The organism is Bifidobacterium pongonis, assembly GCF_019331805.1.
GTDB classification, from domain to species: domain Bacteria; phylum Actinomycetota; class Actinomycetes; order Actinomycetales; family Bifidobacteriaceae; genus Bifidobacterium; species Bifidobacterium pongonis.
The window spans coordinates 42,077-61,106 of sequence record NZ_JAHBBE010000007.1; the positions used below are offsets into that span (position 1 = coordinate 42,077).

The following is a 19,030-nucleotide window of genomic DNA, read 5'->3' on the forward strand; positions in this document are numbered from 1 at the left end:
CCCTTTCGGGTGAGATCGGGGTTCGCATCATTGCGATGCCTCGACCTCGGTTCCCTCCTGTGGGGTTGTGTGGCCGCCCCGCGCGGAGGGTTGCGGGGCGGGGATGGTAAGTCAGATGGTGAGTCGGTCGAACGTCAGTCGAACGTCAGTCGAACGTCAGTCGAGCATCAGCCAGACGGTGGCGTCCTGAGGCAGCTTGCCGTCTTCGGTGAGCGGTGCGGACATGAGCAGGATGTCGCCGTTCGGCAGGTCGATGGGCTCCGCGCCGAAGTTGGTGATGGACGCCCAACCGTTGGAACGACGGTAGGCGATCACGCCGCCATGCTGGCCGTCGGCGCCGTCTGGAAGGCCGGAGGGGCGATCCTCGTCAAGCCAGGTCAGCGTCGTGTCGGCGGGCATCAGCTTGTGGCGCAGTTCCAGTGCCTCGCGGTACAGGTTGAGCATGGAGTTCGGGTCGGCGTCCTCCACGTCGGCGGCATAATCGGCGAACCATGCGGGCTGCGGCAGATGCGGCTTTTCGGCGGGGGAGCCGGCGTCGGATTCCGGCACGCCAGCACCGATGCGCTTGGTCGCGGGGGAGAATCCGAAGGATCCGCCATCCTCGGCCTTGTCCGCGGCGACCCACGGCAGCGGGACGCGGCAGCCGTCACGGCCCTTCTCCGTCTGATTGCGGACGCGGTGGAACGCGGTCGGGTCCTCCAGCTGATCCCACGGAATGTCGGCCACTTCGGGGAGTCCGAGTTCCTCGCCCTGATACACGTAGGCGGATCCGGGCAGCGCGAGCTCCATCAGGATCGCGGCGCGCGCACGACGAGAACCCCTCTCCCTGTCCTCGGTGTAGCTCGTGCCGTCGCGCAGCAGCCAGTCCTTGGCAAGCTGGTGGTGCGACGATGCGGGCACCTGCGGCAGGCCGTAACGGGACGCATGGCGGGGAACATCATGGTTGCTCATCACCCACGTCGAGGTGGAGCCGGAACGTTCGGCGGCGGCGAGACCCTCCTCGATGGCGAGGTGCATGTCGTCGCGGATCCAATCCTTCTTCGCGAACTCGAAGTTGAACACCTGACCGAGCTCGTCCGGCGAAGCGTACAGGTACTGGCGGTCCGGATGCACCCAAGCTTCGGCCACGGCGAATGCCGGCGGGTTGTACTCGTTGAAGACCTTGCGCCATTCGCGGTAGATGTCGTGCACCTCGTTGCGGTCGTACAGCGGGTGGGTGCCGTTCGTCACGGACATTTCGTCGCCGATGATTTTGAAATCGTCGAGGTCGTCGCGGTCGAGATCCTTGGCCAGACCGTGCGCCACGTCCACACGGAAGCCGTCCGCGCCGTGGTCGAGCCAGAAGCGCAGGGTCTTGATGAAGTCGGCGCGCACGTCGGGGTTCTTCCAGTTCCAATCCGGCTGCTCGACGGTGAACATGTGCAGGTACCACTGGCCGTCGGGCACGCGGGTCCAGGCGGAACCGCCGAAGCTCGCGATCCAATCGGTCGGCGGCTGGTCGCCGTTCGGGCCCTTGCCGTCGCGGAAGATGTAGCGGTCGCGTTCGGGGGAACCGGGCCCGGCGGCCAGGGCGGCTTTGAACCATTCATGCTGGTTCGAGGAGTGGTTGGGGACGATGTCGACGACGACCTTGATGCCGTGGGCGTGCGCGGTGCGGGCGAGCTTGTCGAAATCATCCATGGTGCCGAGCTTGGGATCCACGTTGCGGTAGTCGTCCACATCGTAGCCGCCGTCGGCGAGCTGGGAGGGGTAGAAGGGGCTCAGCCAGATGGCGTCCACGCCGAGCTTCTTCAGGTAGGGGACCTTCTCGGTCACGCCGGCGATATCGCCGAGACCGGAACCGGTGGTGTCCTTGAAGGAACGCGGGTAGACCTGGTAGACCACGGCCTGCTTCCACCACAGTGACGGATCGGCCGCGCTTTGGACTCTCTGATCGGTGTTTGCCATCGTCGGTTCCTTTCCCATGCTTCGATGCATGTTTATGACAACGCTTACATTCGTGTTGCGAACTTGTTGAATCGGTGCATGCTGGTGGTTAAGTGATGCGCCGTTGCGTTTTTCTTGATGGTATAAATGATAGCGCTTACATTTTTGCATGCAATTCGTTCCTCGCTCGGCGTGTTTTCCAATGAAATCAACGTTTCCGTTATTATGGAAGCGGTAAACAATTTTGCAGGAGGTGACAGTATGGCACGGGCTACGATCGCGGATGTGGCCAAACTGGCGGGAGTGTCCCAGGCGACGGTATCCCGCGCGCTGCGTGGGGTCGACAAGGTGACGCCGGCGACGCGCAGGAAAGTGCTGGACGCGGCGGACCGTCTCAACTTCACGCTGCTCAAAAGCGCTTCGGCTCTGGCCTCCGGCAAAACCATGCGCATCATCCTGCTCAGCTCCGGCAGGCTCAACGAATGGTTCAACGCCAACGTGCTGCAAGGCGCGTACGAGGTGCTGACCCCCGAAGGCTACGACGTTTCCCCGGCGTTCATCATCGGCAAGGAACAGGTGGACCGCTACTTCGCCGAACTGCCCAAGAACCGCAATGCGGACGCGATCATCATTTCGTCCTTCCAGCTCGACGGAGCCATGCGCGAACAACTCAAAGCCATCGACATGCCCACCATCGGCGTGAACATCCCCTCGGAATCCTCCTGCGACGCGTCCGTCGGCATCGACAACTTCGACGGCATGTCCAAAGCCGTGCGACTACTGAAATCACTGGGGCACGAGCGCATCGCGTTCGCCATCGACTACATTCCGCAGGACATGGTCTACAACACGAGCCAGCGTACCGAAGCGTTCCTTGAAGCCGTCGAACAGAACGGGTACGGCGAGGATGAGGTCACCATCGTCTCCGCCGACGAGCATCCGGAATCGATGGCCAGACCGCAGCTCGCCGCCGAACTGGTCGCCAAACTGCTGTCGCTGCCGCAACGTCCGACCGCCGTGTGCGTGGAGACCGATCAGGTGGCAATCGCACTCATCAAGGAATTGAAGCGTCAACATCTGCGCGTGCCGGAGGATATGTCGGTTATCGGCTTTGATGATGCGGAGATCGCCGAAGTCGCCGATCTGACGACCATCCGTCAGAATCCGCTCGAACTCGGTCGGTCCGCCGCGCGCAAAACGTTGCAGCTGCTGAAGGGCGAGCCGCTGGACGATCGGCACGAATCGCAGGAACCGGTGCTCGTACTGCGCGACACCACCGGCAGGGCCCCGCAGATCGAGCCATAGCCCCTGGCCGGTTCCAGAGAAGCGCATCGGACTCTCTTCCCTTGGTCCTCTCTGTCCCCGTTTCCAGACAAATTCCCGCCAATTCTGTCCGATTCCGGTGAAATGTGTCCGTTTCCGGTGGAGCGCAGCGGTCATGGCCGCGCCATCCCCATCTCCGTTTTCAGACAAATTCCCGCCTATTCTGTCCGATTTCGAACATAGATTCCCTCGATCCTCACTACCGAAATCAGACATTTTCCGGCCTATTTTGTCTGAAAACGGTCGAGGGCACCCGACCTCCTATTACCGGAATCGGACAAATTCCGGCCTATTCTGTCCGATTCCGAACATAGATTCCCTCGACCTCCTATTACCGGAATCGGACAAATTCCGGCCTATTCTGTCCGATTTCGAACATAGATTCCCTCGACCTTCATTACCGGAATCGGACAAATTCCGGCCTATTCTGTCCGATTTCGAACATAGATTCCCTTCGATTCCCCGCTACCGGAATCGGACAGAATCCGGCCTATTTTGTCTGATTTCGGTTCGGCCCGGCCGATTGTGAAGAGTGCGAGAGATAAAGAGATACGAATAGGCGAGAACGGGTGCAAATAGATAGGAACAGGGCGCAAACAGGAGATAGGAACAGGGCGCAAACAGGAGATAGGAACAGGGCGCAAACGGGCATAAAAAGTGCCCCAGATAGGAATCGAACCTACGACACCTTCTTTAGGAGAGAAGTGCTCTATCCACTGAGCTACTGGGGCAACAGCGTTTACATTGTACACGCATCGCGGCGGGTTCGGTGCCGTTTCGTGTTTTTCTTCGGGCGGTTCCCAAAACCGTTCCCGCGAAAATCGGTGCGAAATCATTGCGCTCAGGGCGTAATGGGGCGATGGGCGCGCGTGAATCGTTGGTGGGAATGACCGGCGTGGCGCGGTTCCCGACCGTTGGCGCGGGTAAAGTGTCTACGCGGTGCGGGGCGCTACGCGCGTACCGGACGAAGGATGAGCAGCGTCGGAGCGAAAGGGAAGCATGGCCTCCTCTCAGAACAGCAGGAAAAGTGGCGGAAAGCCGACCGGGCGGAAAACCGGTGCCAAAACGGGGAGTGCCGGATCCAGGCCGAAGGGCACAAGCGTCAAAAAGGGGAAGAGCGCAGGCGGCAAAACAAGGAGCGCCGGTGGTGGCGGAGGCAAGGCCGGGAGTGTGAGTGCCAAAACGTTGCGGAAGAAGCGCAGGCTGACCGGCGCGTTGGCTGGATTGCTGACGGTCGCCATGATGGTCGAAATCGTGTTGCGTCTGCTGCCCGCCGACCTGCAGGCGCTGCCGTATATTCCGATTATTCTGCTGTTCGTCCCCTGGTTCATTCTCGTCGGTGCGCTCGCGTTCGGTCTCGCGGTGTTCTCGCGACGGCTTGTGGTGTCGCTGCTTGCGCTCGCCTGCCTGTGCGTGAACTGCTGGTGGCAGTACCCGTTCTTTTCGCCCACGCATCCGCTGCCGGTGGCGGCGACTTCCGCGGTGGCGCATTCCATTGCGGATACGGATGATCAGTATGCGCGCGTGATGACGTTGAACGTGTATAAGGGCGAGGCCGACGCGCAGTCCATCGTCGACCTGGTGCGCGAGGAGCGTGTCGAAGTGTTGGCGTTGCAGGAGACGACGAACGATTTCGTGGAGGAGCTGAAGAACGCGCATATCGAAACGTATTTGCCGTATTCGCAGGTTTCCACGATGGATGGTGCGTATGGGAACGGATTGTGGTCGGCGACCCCGTTGGGCAATCCGGTGGATGATGCGGTGAATTCGAGCGCGTCGTTCATGCCGGGCGGCACGGTGCGGTTCTCCGACGGGCAGCGCGAGGTGCGGTTCGTTTCCGTGCACACCACGTCGCCAAGGCAAGGCGATTGGCGGCAGTGGAAGCGCTCGCTGGATGAGCTGGGGTTGAAGCGGGGCGACGAGGGCACGCGGTACGTGTTTATGGGCGATTTCAATGCGACGATGGATCACGCGTCGATGCGTGAGTTTTTGGGATCAAGGTTCCGTGACGCCGCCTACGGGTCCGGGCATGGGTTCGCGTTCACCAGTCCGACGAACCTGTTCGCAGTACCGGCTGCGGCTGCCGTCGATCATGTGGTGGTCGATTCCGATATGACCGCCGGTCAGGTGCAGATTAAACGCATCAGCGGCTCCGATCACGCCGCCCTTCTCGCCACCATCGACGTAGGTCGCTGACCTTATCCGTCCCTTCGCGCCCGCAGCGCGGTCCCCAAACAGTTTTACGCCGCCCGGCTGCTATCGGGTTTGTGAGTTTCTTTACCGGAATCGGACAGAATTGGGCCGTTTTTGTCTGATTTCGGTAATGGGGGAGACAGGAGTCCGGCATGCTCCGCTGGAACCGGATGCGCTTTACCGGAATCGGACAGAATGGGGCGGATTTTGTCTGAAAACGGTAATGGGGGAGACGGGGTCTGGCACGCTTCGCTGGAACCGGGTGCGCTTTACCGGAATCGGACAGAATTGGCGGGATTTTGTCTGATTTCGGTAATGGGGGATGGGAATGGGGATGGCGATGCCGTCTCTGCCAAGCTGCGCTGGGCCGGGATTGAGAGGACGGCGTGGGGCGTGTGAGACTGTAAGCTTGGCCAAACGGCCTTGAGTGTGTCGAACGCGCTCCATGCCGTCCGGCCACTGTCGGGGATTGGGGAGTCTGTGTCCGGAATCGGACAGAATGGGGCGGATTTTGTCTGAAAACGGTAATGGGGGTCCGGCATGCTCCGCTGGAACCGGACGCGCTTTACCGGAATCGGACAGAATTGGGCCGTTTTTGTCTGAAAACGGTAATGGGGGGAGACGGGGTCTGGCATGCTTCACGGGAACCGGATGCGCTTTACCGGAATCGGACAGAATGGGGCGGATTTTGTCTGATTCCGGTAATGGGGGATTGGGAAGTTGGGGGGGGCTGTCGCCATCTGTCTACGCTGGCGGGCGCTCGGCGTAGACAGATGACGATGTCGTCTCCGTTTGTCCACGCTGGCGGGCGCTTGGCGTAGACAAACGGTAATCCCATCGCCGTTTGCCTACGCCGGGGCGAGCTTCGGTCCTTAGTCCAGGTTGGACTGCGTGCCGGCGGTGTCCGCCGTGGCGGCCTGCGCGTTCTGGGCGGCGTCGAGCTTGGCTCGCACTTCGTTCAGCAGCGTCTGCGCACGCTGGGCCAGCGCTTCGCCGATTTCCCACTGCCTCATGGACTGGTCGAGGTTCAGGCCGCCGGCTTCGAGCGCCTGCACGGCTTCGATGAGCTTGTCGCGCGCCTCCTCATAGGGCATCTGCGCGATGGCCTTGCGCTCGTCGTCGGTGAGGGTGGATGCTGCGGTGTTCTGGTCTGCCATGGTGTGTTCCTTTGCTGTGTTGTCCTGGCTGTGTTTTTGGCTGTTTTGGCTGTTTTGGCTGTGTCCGGCTGTGTCCGGCTGGCTGCGCCCGCTATGCGCTTTCGCCTCCGCCCGGCAGAATTTCATCCGCGGTGGCGGTGACCACGCCCTTCTTCAGGGTGAGGGTGAGCTTGTCTCCGGTGGCGATGCGCGAGGCGTCGTCGAGCACGTGCCCGTCCGCGTCCTGTATGACGGCGTAGCCGCGGTTCAGGGTGGATTGCGGGCTGAGCGCGGTGAGGGAGGCGTGCGCTTTTTCGATGGTGAGGGAGGCGTCGTCGATGATGCGGCGCATGCCGATGTCCATGCGGTTGCGCGCTTCGTCGATCAGTCGCTGGTGCGGTTCGAGCATGGTGTGCGGCTGGGTGAGGCTGGGGCGGTTCGCATAGCCTTCGACGAGGCGGAGTTCGGCGTCGACGCGTCCGGAGATGCGCATGCGCATTTGCCGGATGGCGTTGCTGATGAGCTGCCATTGTTCGCGCACGTCCGGAACGACTTTTTTGGCGGCGTCGGTTGGCGTGGAGGCGCGCAGGTCGGCTGCCAGGTCGATGAGCGTCCAGTCGTCTTCGTGTCCGATGGCGGAGATGAGCGGCGTGCGGCATGCTGCGGCCGCGCGTACTACGCCTTCGTCCGAGAATCCGACGAGGTCTTCGAATGCGCCGCCGCCGCGGGCCACGATGATCACGTCCACTTCGGGGTCGGCGTCGAGTTGGCGGATGGCGGCGATGATGTCGGGTGGGCATTGCGTGCCTTGCACGTGTGCGTGGAGGACTTTGAAGCGCACGGCCGGCCAGCGTAGGTTGACGTTGGTGATGATGTCGCCTTCGGCGCGTGCTTGGGGTGCGCAGATGAGGCCGATGCATGCGGGGAATTCGGGGAGCGGTTTTTTGCGGTCGGCGTCGAAGAGCCCTTCGCCTTTGAGCTTCTTGCGCAGTTCGTCGATTTGTTCTTTGAGTCCGCCGGCGCCGATTTTGCGGATGTCGTCGCCGATGAAGCTGAGTCGTGTCTGTTTGACCCAGATGTCGGCGTGTCCGTGGATGACGACGCGGTCGCCTTGGCGGAATTGCGAGGCTGCGGCTGCGAATGCGCGCCATCCGGAGACAGAGATGGCGATGTCTTCGAAGTCGTCGCGCACGGTGAGGTAGGCGGATCCGGCGCGGCGCGTGTTGATTTCGGTGATTTGGCCGCAGATCCATGCTGCCGGCCATTTTTCCACGGCTGTGTGGAATTTCTGGCTGAGTACGCTTACCGGCCAGGGGTTGTCTGCGGTGGTTTCGCGTGCCAGCCGCGGCAGTTGGTCGAATGGGCGCGGTATTTGCATACCCGTCGTGTTCTGGTCTTCGCTCATGGGCTCCACTATAGGTGCTGGGTCGAATCGGATGGGGCGTGCGGGGTGGCTGTGTTGGGTCGGGAAGGAGTATTATGCCGGGTTGGCTTGCCTGCTGGCGAACCGGATTGGTGTGCCGATTGGCATGTCGGATATGAGTCGGATGTGAGCCGGATATGTGCCGGGTCGCCCAGCCGGGTCGCCCAGCCGGGTCGGCACGTCGCCCGACATGCCGACGACGCTCCGCCGCCGTACCGCGTGTCGCGTTCCGGCGCCTTGCGATTGGGGCTGTCGGAGGGGTTCGACGGCGGATTGTTACGTGAATCACACAATCCTCTTTTTCGGCGGTATTACGCCAAAAAACACTACCCCTAGTGTTTGGTCGGCGTGGCGAAACTATATGTAGGGGTACAGTACATGAGGCAACAAAAACGAAACCCTTGTGAGCAAGGCGTGGAACCGGCGCTTGGGCGCCCAGGAAGAGGCAGAAAGATGACGATGGAAACAGTCGGCACGACAACGCACAAAACCTCCACCAGCACGGTGCAGGTGGAGAAGCGCGACGGTCGTATCGTGGATTTCGATCCGATCAACATCATCGCCGCAGTGAAGTCCGCGTTCGCCGACCTTGACAAGAAGATCGGCCCCGAGGAGGAAGCGCTGATCCGTGACCTCGCCAATCAGGTGGAGGGCGAGATCAAGGAGCGTTACGCGGGCCCGGCCAAGATCGAGGATATTCAGAATCTCGTCGAGCATGCGCTTATCGAGGATCATCTGTACGACGTGGCCCGTAACTACACGAACTACCGTCTCGACAAGGACATCCAGCGCGCCAAGGCCACGGATGTGAACGAGGCGGTGTCCCGTTTCATCAACAACGATCCCACGCTGATCCACGAGAACGCCAACAAGGATTCCAACGTCTACGCCACCCAGCGTGATCTGCTCGCGGGTGCCGTCAGCAAGGCGGCGGCGCTGAACATGCTGCCCCCGGCGGTCGCCAACGCCCATATGAAGGGCGATATCCACTTCCACGACGCCGATTATTCGCCGTTCACCGCGCAGTCGAACTGTTCCCTGCCGAACTTCTGGGACATGCTGGCGAACGGCTTCACCCTGGGCAACGCGCCGATGGCGTCCCCGAAGTCCATCGCCATCGCGGCCACGCAGATCACCCAGATCATGAAGGACGTGGCGTCCAGCCAGTACGGCGGCCAGACCGCGAACCGCGCCGACGAGCATCTCGCCCGTTATGCGCGTAAGGATTACGAGAAGTTCCTTGAGGAGGCGCGCGAGAACATCCCCGACGGCATGCCGGTGGAATTCGCCCGCCGCCAGGTGGAGAACGCCAAGAAGAACGAGCCGAGCAAGCTGCATTTCGGCTCCCGCGAGCCGTTGCCCATGGATACCCCGTTCCATGACGATGTGGATGAGCTGGAGCAGGAGCGTGAGATCCTGGCCAAGATCCGTACGCGTAAGGCCATTTACGACGCCATGCAGACCATGGAATACCAGATCAATTCGAACCGTGTGTCCAACGGCCAGACGCCGTTCGTCACGGTCGGCTTCGGCTTGGGTACCGACTGGTTCGCCCGTGAGGTGCAGCGTGCGATTCTGCTGAATCGTATTCGTGGCCTCGGCAAGGATCATCACACGGCCATCTTCCCGAAGCTCGTGTTCACCATCAAGCATGGCGTGAACTGCGATCCGGAGGATCCGAACTACGATCTCAAGCAGCTTGCGTTGGAATGCGCCACCAAGCGCATGTACCCGGACGTGGTGTTCTACGAGAACATCGTCAAAATCACCGGTTCCTTCAAGGCGCCGATGGGCTGCCGTTCCTTCCTGCAGGGCTGGGTCAACCCGGAGACCGGCAAGGACGAGGAGGACGGCCGTATGAATCTCGGCGTCGTCTCCGTCAACGTTCCGCGTATCGCGCTGGAATCGCATGGCGATAAGAATCGTTTCTGGAAGCTGTTCGACGAGCGTATGGAAGTGGCCCATCAGGCGCTGCAGTTCCGCATCATGCGCTGCAAGCAGGCCACGCCGGTGAACGCCCCCACGCTGTTCCGCTACGGCGCGTTCGGCCGCTTGGGTGCCAACGATAACGTCGACGCGCTGTTCAAGAACGAGCGTGCCACCGTGTCGCTGGGCTACATCGGCCTGGCCGAGGCGACCGCCGTGTTCTACGGCAAGAACTGGATCCGCGACCACGGCTGGGACCCGGAGGGCAAGGAATTCGCCCTGTCCATCGTCAAGCGCATGAACGAGCTGTGCAAGCAGTGGAGCAAGGCCGAAGGCTACCATTATTCGGTGTATTCCACGCCTGCCGAGTCGTTGACGGATCGTTTCAACCGCATGGATCGTGAGAAGTTCGGCAAGGTCGACGGCGTGACCGACCACGACTTCTACACCAACTCCTTCCACTACCCGGTGTGGCTGCAGCCGACGCCGATGGAGAAGCTCACCTTCGAGAAGGACTTCCCGTACTACGCGTCCGGCGGTTTCATCAACTACTGCGAGTACCCGTGCCTGCAGGACAATCCGAAGGCGCTGGAAGCGGTGTGGGATTACGCCTACAACATCGGCATTGGCTATCTCGGTACGAACACGCCGATCGACCACTGCTTCGTGTGCGGTTTCCAGGGCGATTTCGAGCCGACCGACGAGGGCTTCAAGTGCCCGGAGTGCGGTAATTCCGATCCGGATAAGTGTAATGTGACCAAGCGTACCTGCGGCTATCTGGGTAATCCGGTGCAGCGCCCGATGGTGCATGGCCGTCATGAGGAGATCGCGCATCGCGTGAAGCATATGAGCGGCGAGACCGGTCATGTGACGCTGAAGGATGGTTCCGAGCGCGAATGGTTCGAGGAGACCAGGTAGTATGAGCCGCCGTCCGGGCTGTGCCTTGGCGGCCAACCGGGTGCCATGCGGTGCGCGTGAACGTGTGGATGCGCATGGTTGCCTGTGATCGCGGGATGAGGGCGGTCGGTTGTGCATCGCCGACCGCCCTCATGCGTGTGGTGGTTGATATCGGGCGGCGGTAGCTGTGCCGAGGGCCGTAAGTGGCCGGTAGGGAATGTTCGGAGTGGATATGGCAGAGGATATGGGCGGATTTCGCAAGGCGGAGCCTCAGGCGGAAGTCAAAGCGGAGACCAAAGCGGAGACCGCAACCGGTTCCAAGGCGGCAAACGAGCCCAAACGTCATGATTTCGCCGCGGGGGAGACCGGGCGCGGCCCGTCGATCCCTTCGCATGGCTTGGCCAACGATCCGCGTGCCGGCCAGTGGGACGGCAGGCGGATGTCCAAGCGGATGATCGCCGACTATAAGACCTTCATCGTCACCGACGGCGAGGGCGTACGCAATTCCATTTACGTATCCGGCTGCCCGTTCCATTGCGTCGAATGCTTCAACTCCTCCATCTGGGATTTCCAGGCGGGCCACGAGTACACGCAGCGTTTGGAGGACAAGATCATCGATGATCTGCGCGCGCCGTGGGTGCAGGGCATCACGTTTCTGGGCGGCGAACCGATGCTCGCCACGCCGGTGCTGATTCCCCTGGCGCAGCGCATCAGGCGCGAATTCGGGCATAGCAAGGATATTTGGAGCTGGACAGGCTACACGTGGGAGGAGCTTATGCGGCCGGGGGAGACGCCCGACAAGCGTGAGCTGCTGGAACTGATTGATGTGCTTGTGGACGGGCGGTATCTCAAGGATCAGCATGATTCGCTGCTGCAGTTCCGCGGGTCGCGTAACCAGCGCATTCTCGACGTGCCGAAATCGCTTGCCGCGGGCGGGCCGGTGATATGGGCCAGGCTGCACGATCAGGAACGTCAGGTGTCCGAGATCTATCTCAAGGATCGCGGCGCGGGTGAGGGTGCGCAGGCATCCTGATTCGTTGCGCCGGGCGCGTTTCGTTCAGACAAATACGATGAGCGGGCGGTGGTTCCGGGAAACCGGGAGCCACCGCCCGCTCGTCATATGCCGTGTTCGGCGGATGGGGGAGTGTGGCTAGGTGGGCTGTCTAATCGTTGCTAACCATTGCCAACCATTGCCAACCATTGCTAACCGCTGCCGTCCGGCACCGGTCACTGCCCGTTGGACTGTTCGCTGAACCATTGCTGGGCCGTGTCGATCGCCTGCGCCAGCGCGTTCTTGGCGGCTTCAAGGGTCTGCGAATTCTTGATATCGGGGTTGTCGGCGAGCTTCTGTGCGCCGTCGATGGCCTGCTCGAGCGCATTGCCGGCGAGCTGTTTCAACGTGTTGGTCGTTTCGCTGTTCTTGAGCTGGTCGAGCAGTCCGCGTGCGGAATCGATGGTGTTCTGCAGTTCCTGCTTCTGCTGTTCCAACGTGTCGCCGTTCGTGGAATCGCCGCTGTTCTCCGAATCGTTGCCGTTGGTGGAATCATTGCCCGACGAACTGTCGTTCTCCGACGAGCTGCCGTTGCTTGACGAGCTGCCGTCCTGTTCGAGTTTCGCCGCATCCTTCTTGATCTTGGCAACGGATTTGCGCAACGACGCGGTGGCGCTGTTCAGCGTGTCCTTGACCAGATTGAGCTGCGTGATCGTCGCCTTCGCCGAGCATCCTTCGGAACTCACCGTTTTCTCGGCCTCGGATGAGGCGTCGGCCGCGGCGTCCAGAATGCCGTCCACGCCCAGCACTTCGCGCAGCAGTTTCTGGATCTGCGACGAGGAGCTTCCGGTGTCCAGCAGTTCCTTGCGGGCTTCGGAGAATGAGCTGACGGCGTCGCGGCATGCGGTGAGCGCCTGCTCATGGCGGTCGTGGTAGACGTAGATGCCGACCGCGCCGGCGACGATGGCGATCACCGCGATGATCGCGACCACGATGGGCCAGCGCCGGGGGCGTTTCCGGGGATTGCCGGAATCGCCCTGATAAGGCGGGTATTGGTTGGAATCACCGCCGTATTGCGCGTATTGCGGGGTATCGCCATACTGCGGTTGCGGGGTATCGGCGTATTGCGAGGTCCGGTATTGCGCGGCTGCGTACTGTTCGGTCGCGTACTGTTCGGTCGGGTATTGCGCGTCCTGCTGCGTGCCGTTATACCCCGAGGCTCTGCGGGTGTCGCCGTACACGACCCGCTGCGTCGGTGCGGGCTGCGCGGGTTGTGTGGGTTGCGCGGCGGGCATCGCCTGCGTGGTCGGTATCGCCTGGGTATCCGCTATCGTCCGCGCATCATCCTGCGCCTGCATGTCGCCCCATCCGCCGCCTGTGGTTCCCCACGAAGGTTCCGATGCGGGGGCGGGCGTCTCCAACGGCTGCGTCCTCTGATCGTCCTGCTCGTCCATGGGCTGGCTCTCCTTACCTGTATGTGTTCCCGGCTTCCCGTGCCGTACCGTCCATCCTACCTATGCGGCCATATTCCGCGCCTGCGTATCGCCCCATCCGCCGCACGCCCGCTGTTCGCAAGTTCGTTTCGCGCCGCGATGCCGGAACAATCAGGTAGTCTCGAACCATGCATATGAGCGATCAGGAATTCGAAGGCGTCATCGAAGAGGCCTTGGCCGCGATTCCCGCGCGGTTTACCGAAGCGTTGCACAATATCGCCATCGCCTGGGACTACGAGCCCACCGCAGGCGAACTCGGCGGACTGCACTGTTCGGACGGCGAACTGCTCGGCCTGTACACGGGCGTGCCCATCACGCAACGCACCACGTCATACAGCGGCGTTATGCCCGACATCATCACCATTTTCAAAGGACCGCACGAGCGCGTCTGCGCCACGCATCAGGAGATGGTCGACCAGATCGGCAAAACCGTCATCCACGAGATCGGCCACTACTTCGGTTTCGACGACGACTACCTCCACGCGCACGGGTACTGAGCGGGAAAGCGGACCGTGGGGAGAAGCGGGGAGAAGCGGGAGCAGCAGGTACGGCCGCCACGCCACCTTCTTGGATGTAGTACGTATACCCGGAGAATCGCGCCGTGTGTCGCGCCCATGGCGGGCCGTTCGCCTGCCGCGGAATTCGCTATGGGCCAAATGGTGCCGACATTGCCGGGCGGGTATTCCGTGAGCAAAATCACTTGACGCCGAATGTGTTAGGTGAGTGGTCGGACTAAGCTAGTTCTCCAGCAAGTCGGCGCCGCCGTCACCGGCACCCGCGCATTCGGACGGGTGATTGAAGGGAACGAAGGGCGGCATGGAGCCGAAAACCGAGTTGTAGAGGAATACATGGCTGACACCGCACCCATCGTGAGCACACCGCAGTCCGCGAACCCAGATGCGAAACCGTTGCGCGTCGGATTGGATATCGGATCGACCACCGTCAAGGCCGTTGTCCTCGACCAGTCCGACACGCTGTCGGAAACGTTGTTCTCCGACTACCGTCGCCACCACGCCAACGTCCGCGCCACCGTGGCCGGACTGCTCGCCGACATCCACACGATGCTCGAAGAGCAGGGGCGCGGCGACGAGCCGATCCGTCTCGCCATCACCGGTTCCGGCGGCCTTGCGCTCGCCGACAGCCTGCATGTGCCGTTCGTGCAGGAGGTCATCGCCGAAACCGAAGCCATCGACAAGGAATACCCGCAGGCCGACGTGATCATCGAGCTCGGCGGCGAGGACGCCAAGATCACCTATCTGAAGCCCACGCCGGAACAGCGCATGAACGGTTCGTGCGCGGGCGGCACCGGCGCGTTCATCGACCAGATGTCCACGCTGCTCGACACCGACCCCTCCGGTCTGAACGAGCTGGCGAAGGATTACGAGAACCTGTACCCGATCGCGTCGCGATGCGGCGTGTTCGCCAAAACCGATCTGCAGCCGCTGATCAACGACGGCGCGGCGAAACCCGATCTGGCGGCCTCCATCTTCACCGCCGTCGCCACCCAGACCATCGCCGGTCTCGCATCCGGCCGCCCGATCCACGGCACCGTCATCTTCCTCGGCGGTCCGCTGTTCTTCATGTCCGAACTGCGTGCGGCGTTCAAGCGTGCGCTCGACGGCAAGGTCGACGAGTTCATCGTCCCCACCGACGCCCACCTGTACGTGGCGTACGGCGCGGCGTTGCAGGCCGAACAGGACGTTGACGACGAAGGCAACCATTTCGAAGCCAAGCCGGTGAACGTCATCCTCAAGCGTTTGGAGGAGCTGGAGAACCTGCCGTCCAACACGCCCACCATGCCTCCGCTGTTCCCCACCGAGGAGGATCGCAAGGCGTTCAACGAGCGTCACCATCGCGAGCATGTGCACATCGGCACGCTCGAAGGCGCGAAGGGCCCGCACTTCCTCGGCATCGACGCCGGTTCGACCACCATCAAGGCCACGCTGGTGAACGACGACCGCGAAATCGTCTGGTCCAGCTATGCCAACAATGAGGGCAGCCCACTCACCGCGGCCATCAACATCGCCAAACGCATCCAGGCCGACCTGCCCGAAGGAGCGTGGATCGCGCGATCCTGCGCCACCGGTTACGGCGAAGGCCTGATCGCCACCGGCCTGCACCTCGACGAGGGCGTGGTCGAAACCATGGCCCACTACCGTGGCGCCGAAATGGTCAGCCCTGGCGTCACCGCCGTCATCGACATCGGCGGCCAGGACATGAAGTACCTTGCCATCACCGATGGCGTGATCGACTCCATCGCCGTGAACGAGGCATGTTCCTCCGGTTGCGGTTCCTTCCTGCAGACCTTTGCCATGTCGATGGGCCTGAGCATCGAGGAGTTCACGCAGAAGGCGCTTGCCTCCACGCACCCGGTCGACTTGGGCTCCCGCTGCACCGTGTTCATGAACTCGTCCGTCAAGCAGGCGCAGAAGGAAGGCGCCAGTATCGAGGACATCGCGGCCGGCCTGTGCTATTCGGTCGTGCGCAACGCGCTGTACAAGGTCATCAAGCTGCGTGACTCGGGCGAACTCGGCGATACCGTGGTCGTGCAGGGCGGTACGTTCCTCAACGATGCCGTGCTGCGCGCGTTCGAACTGCTGACCGAACGCAAGGTGACCCGTCCGAACATCGCCGGTCTGATGGGCGCGTACGGCGCCGCCCTCACCGCGCGCATGCACTACACGGATATCGCCGACGACGCGGAAGGCGCGGAAAACGCGGAAAACGCCGAAAACGACGGCGAGAACGGGAACACCGTGATCGTCGACGGCGTGAAGCACACCGCCAGCTCCATCCTGACCGGCGAAGCGCTCGACGGCCTCACCATGACCACCGAACGCGACGTGTGCAAGCTGTGCCAGAACCACTGCAAGCTCACCATCACCACCTTCGCCGACGGCGCGCGCTACGTCACCGGCAACCGTTGCGAACGTGGCGGCGACGCCAAGCGCAAGCGTTCCGACAGGCCGAACCTGTACGACTACAAGTACAAGCGTTGCTTCGCCTACCGTCGCCTCACCGACAAGAAGGCCACGCGCGGCGAAATCGGCATTCCGCGTGCGCTCAACATGTACGAGAACTACCCGTTCTGGTTCACCCTGCTCACCTCGCTGGGCTTCAAGGTCGTGATTTCAGGCCGCAGCTCCCACGAACTGTTCGAGACGGGCATCGAATCGATCGCCTCCGAGAACATCTGCTACCCGGCCAAACTGGTGCACGGCCATATCAAGTGGCTGCTGAACAAGGGCATCAAAACCATCTTCTACCCGTGCGTGAGCTACGAGGAGAACCTCGTGCCCAACACCGACAACCACTACAACTGCCCGGTCGTGGCCAACTACCCGGTGGTCATCGGCGCGAACATGCCGGAACTGCGCGAGGAAGGCGTGCGCTACATGCGCCCGTACTTCAACCTCGCCAACCATGAGCTCATGGTCGACCGCATCGTCGAGGAGTTCGCATGGGCCGGCGTGAGCCGTGAGGAAGCCGAAACCGCCGTCAAGGCCGCATACGCCGAAGACAAGGTGTTCAAGCATGACGTGCAGCAGGAGGGCCTGCGCGCGTTGGCCTACATGAAGGAACACAACTGCCGTGGCATCGTGCTCGCCGGGCGCCCGTACCACGTCGACCCCGAAATCAACCACGGCATCCCCGAAACCATCTGTTCGCTGGGCATGGTGGTGCTGTCCGAGGATTCCATCTGCGAACTGCAGCCGGGTGAGAAGCTCAACCTGAGCGAATACCTTTCCGAAGGCGAAGATGATCCGCGCAAGCGGAACGCCGACGGCTTCCGCCACGTGGGCGACCGCAAGGTCACGAAGATGCCGCTGCGCGTCACCAACCAGTGGGCCTACCATTCCCGCCTATACGCAGCGGCCAATTTCGTCGCCTCCTACCCGGGTCTGGAGCTCGTGCAGCTCAACTCCTTCGGCTGCGGTCTCGACGCCATCACCACCGATCAGGTGTCGGAGATCCTGGCGGACAAGGCCGACGTGTACACCATGCTGAAAATCGACGAAGTGTCGAACCTGGGCGCGGCGAAGATCCGCTTGCGCTCGCTCAAGGCCGCGGTGGAGGAACGCGAGCGCAACCATCGTCGCGCTCTGGCCGGTGCCGTGCCCGGCAAGCAGGATCAGCCGGTGCAGTCGGATTCCGTGGCCGAGGCGAAAGCCAAGCTGGAGGAGGCGCAGGCGCAGCTCGCCGAAGCGCAGGCCCAGCTCGAATCCGCCGAAGCGCAGGCGAACGTCAAGCACGGCGAATTCCGCAAGACCGGCTCCCAGGCTCCCACTCCGGGCCGTCAGGTCATGCTCGACACGGTGATGAAAGCCAATCCGAAGCTCACCGAAGCCGCCAAGGAAGCATCCCGTCGCGCCGCGGCCAACGGCAAGGGCTCGGCGTCCGCGCACAATACGGCCACCATGTCCAAGTACGCGAACCGCGTGCCGTTCGGCAAGGATATGAAGGATTACACCATCGTGGCCCCGCAGATGAGCCCGATCCACTTCTCCCTGGTCGAATCCGTGATCCGTTCCGGCGGCTACAAGTTCGACATCCTCGAACACGCCAGCCGCGAGGACGTCGAAACCGGCCTGAAGTATGTGAACAACGACGCCTGCTACCCGGCCATCATGGTCATCGGCCAGCTGGTGGACGCGATTCTGGAAGGCAAGTACGATCCCGACCATACCGCGCTCGCCATCACGCAGACCGGTGGTATGTGCCGTGCCACCAACTATTTCGGTCTGATCCGCAAGGCGCTGGTGGATGCCGGTTACCCGCAGATTCCGGTCATCGCCATCTCCACGCAGGGCATTGAGGATAATCCGGGCTTCAAGGCCACGCCGGCGCTGCTGCACCGTGCGATCAAGGCCCTGATCATCGGCGATCTGCTCATGAAGTGCCTGTACCGCGTGCGCCCGTACGAGGCCGAGCCGGGCAGCGCCAACCGCCTGTACCGGCAGTGGGACACCATCGTCCGCGAGGTGTTGGAGCATCACGGTCATTCCAAGACTGCGAAGAAGGCCATCGGCAAGGGCTACCTGCCGTACCCGAAGCTGGTCAAGGAGATCGTGAAGTCCTTCGACGCGCTGCCGCTCAAGGATATTCCGCGCAAGGTGCGTGTGGGCGTGGTCGGCGAGATTCTGGTGAAGTACCAGCCGGACGCCAACAACCATGTGGTTGATGTGATCGAATCGCAGGATTGCGAGGCCGTGGTGCCGGGCATCATGGAGTTCATGACCACCCGTCCGTACATCACCGACTGGAACGAGCATTACCTCGGCATGGGCGGCAACAAGCTCGGCTATGCCGTGATGCGTAAGGGTTTGGACATGTACTTCGCGCCGGTGCACAAGGCCATCGATCTGGCGCACGGCAAGTTCGCGCAGGATCTGCCGATGCCCGAACTGGTGAAGAAGGCCGGCGAGGTGACTTCGGTGGGCGTGCAGGCCGGTGAAGGCTGGCTGCTGACCGCGGAGATTCTGGAGCTCATCGAATCAGGCTGCCCGAACGTCGTGTGCGCCCAGCCGTTCGCCTGCCTACCCAACCATGTGACCGGGCGTGGCATGTTCGGCAAGATCCGCCGCCTGTACCCGGAGGCGAACATCGTGTCCATCGATTACGATCCAGGCGCGTCCGAGGCGAATCAGCTCAACCGCATCAAGCTTATGATCGCCGCCGCCAAGAAGATGCGCAAGCAGCAGGAGGAGCAGGGCAAGTAGAC

General features: G+C 62.1%; 9 protein-coding genes, 1 tRNA gene and 2 pseudogenes. 7 read left to right on the plus strand and 5 right to left on the minus strand.

Annotation, left to right across the window (positions count from 1 at the left end; translation table 11 throughout):
- Window positions 1-156: 156 nt before the first annotated feature.
- Window positions 157-1,947, minus strand: coding sequence for a glycoside hydrolase family 13 protein (locus KIH75_RS02995; RefSeq protein ID WP_219055333.1), 1,791 nt, complete (start codon window positions 1,945-1,947; stop codon window positions 157-159).
- 240 nt (window positions 1,948-2,187) lie between these two features.
- On the opposite strand from KIH75_RS02995, the gene KIH75_RS03000 reads away from it, so the two are divergent.
- Window positions 2,188-3,231 (plus strand): LacI family DNA-binding transcriptional regulator, encoded by a 1,044-nt coding sequence (locus tag KIH75_RS03000; RefSeq protein ID WP_219055334.1) that lies wholly within the window; start codon window positions 2,188-2,190, stop codon window positions 3,229-3,231.
- Window positions 3,232-3,907: 676 nt separating this feature from the next.
- Here KIH75_RS03000 and KIH75_RS03005 read toward each other — a convergent pair.
- Window positions 3,908-3,980, minus strand: a tRNA-Arg gene (locus KIH75_RS03005).
- A gap of 508 nt (window positions 3,981-4,488) precedes the next feature.
- Between KIH75_RS03005 and KIH75_RS03010 the strand changes: the two genes are divergently transcribed.
- A complete protein-coding gene (locus KIH75_RS03010; RefSeq protein ID WP_219055349.1) occupies window positions 4,489-5,445 on the plus strand; it encodes an endonuclease/exonuclease/phosphatase family protein in 957 nt (318 codons plus the stop codon).
- An 869-nt stretch (window positions 5,446-6,314) separates the two neighbouring features.
- Here the strand turns inward: KIH75_RS03010 and KIH75_RS03015 are convergent.
- Together KIH75_RS03015 and xseA are read right to left on the minus strand one after the other, a co-directional pair.
- A complete protein-coding gene (locus tag KIH75_RS03015) occupies window positions 6,315-6,599 on the minus strand; it encodes an exodeoxyribonuclease VII small subunit (protein WP_219055335.1) in 285 nt (94 codons plus the stop codon).
- A gap of 91 nt (window positions 6,600-6,690) precedes the next feature.
- Window positions 6,691-7,983, minus strand: a complete 1,293-nt coding sequence (xseA, locus tag KIH75_RS03020) for an exodeoxyribonuclease VII large subunit (RefSeq protein ID WP_219055336.1) — start codon at window positions 7,981-7,983, stop codon at window positions 6,691-6,693.
- A gap of 471 nt (window positions 7,984-8,454) precedes the next feature.
- Here xseA and nrdD point away from each other — a divergent pair, with 471 nt between their 5' ends.
- Window positions 8,455-10,845 (plus strand): anaerobic ribonucleoside-triphosphate reductase, encoded by a 2,391-nt coding sequence (gene nrdD, locus KIH75_RS03025; protein ID WP_219055337.1) that lies wholly within the window; start codon window positions 8,455-8,457, stop codon window positions 10,843-10,845.
- Window positions 10,846-11,056: 211 nt separating this feature from the next.
- Entirely contained in the window at window positions 11,057-11,857 is an 801-nt protein-coding gene (gene nrdG, locus KIH75_RS03030; protein WP_236027987.1) for an anaerobic ribonucleoside-triphosphate reductase activating protein, read from the plus strand.
- Window positions 11,858-12,051: 194 nt separating this feature from the next.
- Here the strand turns inward: nrdG and KIH75_RS10065 are convergent, their stop codons facing one another.
- Window positions 12,052-13,269, minus strand: a complete 1,218-nt coding sequence (locus tag KIH75_RS10065) for a hypothetical protein (RefSeq protein WP_236027988.1) — start codon at window positions 13,267-13,269, stop codon at window positions 12,052-12,054.
- A 167-nt stretch (window positions 13,270-13,436) separates the two neighbouring features.
- Between KIH75_RS10065 and KIH75_RS03040 the strand changes: the two genes are divergently transcribed.
- From KIH75_RS03040 to KIH75_RS10355, 3 genes and pseudogenes are all read left to right on the plus strand, one after another.
- Window positions 13,437-13,805: a metallopeptidase family protein gene (locus KIH75_RS03040; RefSeq protein WP_219055338.1), complete on the plus strand. Its 369-nt coding sequence runs from the start codon at window positions 13,437-13,439 to the stop codon at window positions 13,803-13,805.
- 351 nt (window positions 13,806-14,156) lie between these two features.
- Window positions 14,157-17,402 (plus strand): annotated as a pseudogene (locus KIH75_RS03045) (acyl-CoA dehydratase activase-related protein); the annotation flags it as partial.
- 81 nt (window positions 17,403-17,483) lie between these two features.
- Window positions 17,484-19,028 (plus strand): annotated as a pseudogene (locus KIH75_RS10355) (activase); the annotation flags it as partial.
- Between the last annotated feature and the right edge of the window lie 2 nt (window positions 19,029-19,030).

What these genes read in the sequence shown, in the direction of transcription:
- KIH75_RS02995 (WP_219055333.1), bottom strand. Translation starts at nt 1,947, where the DNA reads ATGGCAAACACCGATCAGAGAGTCCAAAGCGCGGCCGATCCGTCACTG.
- KIH75_RS03000 (WP_219055334.1), top strand. Translation starts at nt 2,188, where the DNA reads ATGGCACGGGCTACGATCGCGGATGTGGCCAAACTGGCGGGAGTGTCC.
- KIH75_RS03010 (WP_219055349.1), top strand. Translation starts at nt 4,489, where the DNA reads ATGATGGTCGAAATCGTGTTGCGTCTGCTGCCCGCCGACCTGCAGGCG.
- KIH75_RS03015 (WP_219055335.1), bottom strand. Translation starts at nt 6,599, where the DNA reads ATGGCAGACCAGAACACCGCAGCATCCACCCTCACCGACGACGAGCGC.
- xseA (WP_219055336.1), bottom strand. Translation starts at nt 7,983, where the DNA reads ATGAGCGAAGACCAGAACACGACGGGTATGCAAATACCGCGCCCATTC.
- nrdD (WP_219055337.1), top strand. Translation starts at nt 8,455, where the DNA reads ATGACGATGGAAACAGTCGGCACGACAACGCACAAAACCTCCACCAGC.
- nrdG (WP_236027987.1), top strand. Translation starts at nt 11,057, where the DNA reads ATGGCAGAGGATATGGGCGGATTTCGCAAGGCGGAGCCTCAGGCGGAA.
- KIH75_RS10065 (WP_236027988.1), bottom strand. Translation starts at nt 13,269, where the DNA reads ATGGACGAGCAGGACGATCAGAGGACGCAGCCGTTGGAGACGCCCGCC.
- KIH75_RS03040 (WP_219055338.1), top strand. Translation starts at nt 13,437, where the DNA reads ATGCATATGAGCGATCAGGAATTCGAAGGCGTCATCGAAGAGGCCTTG.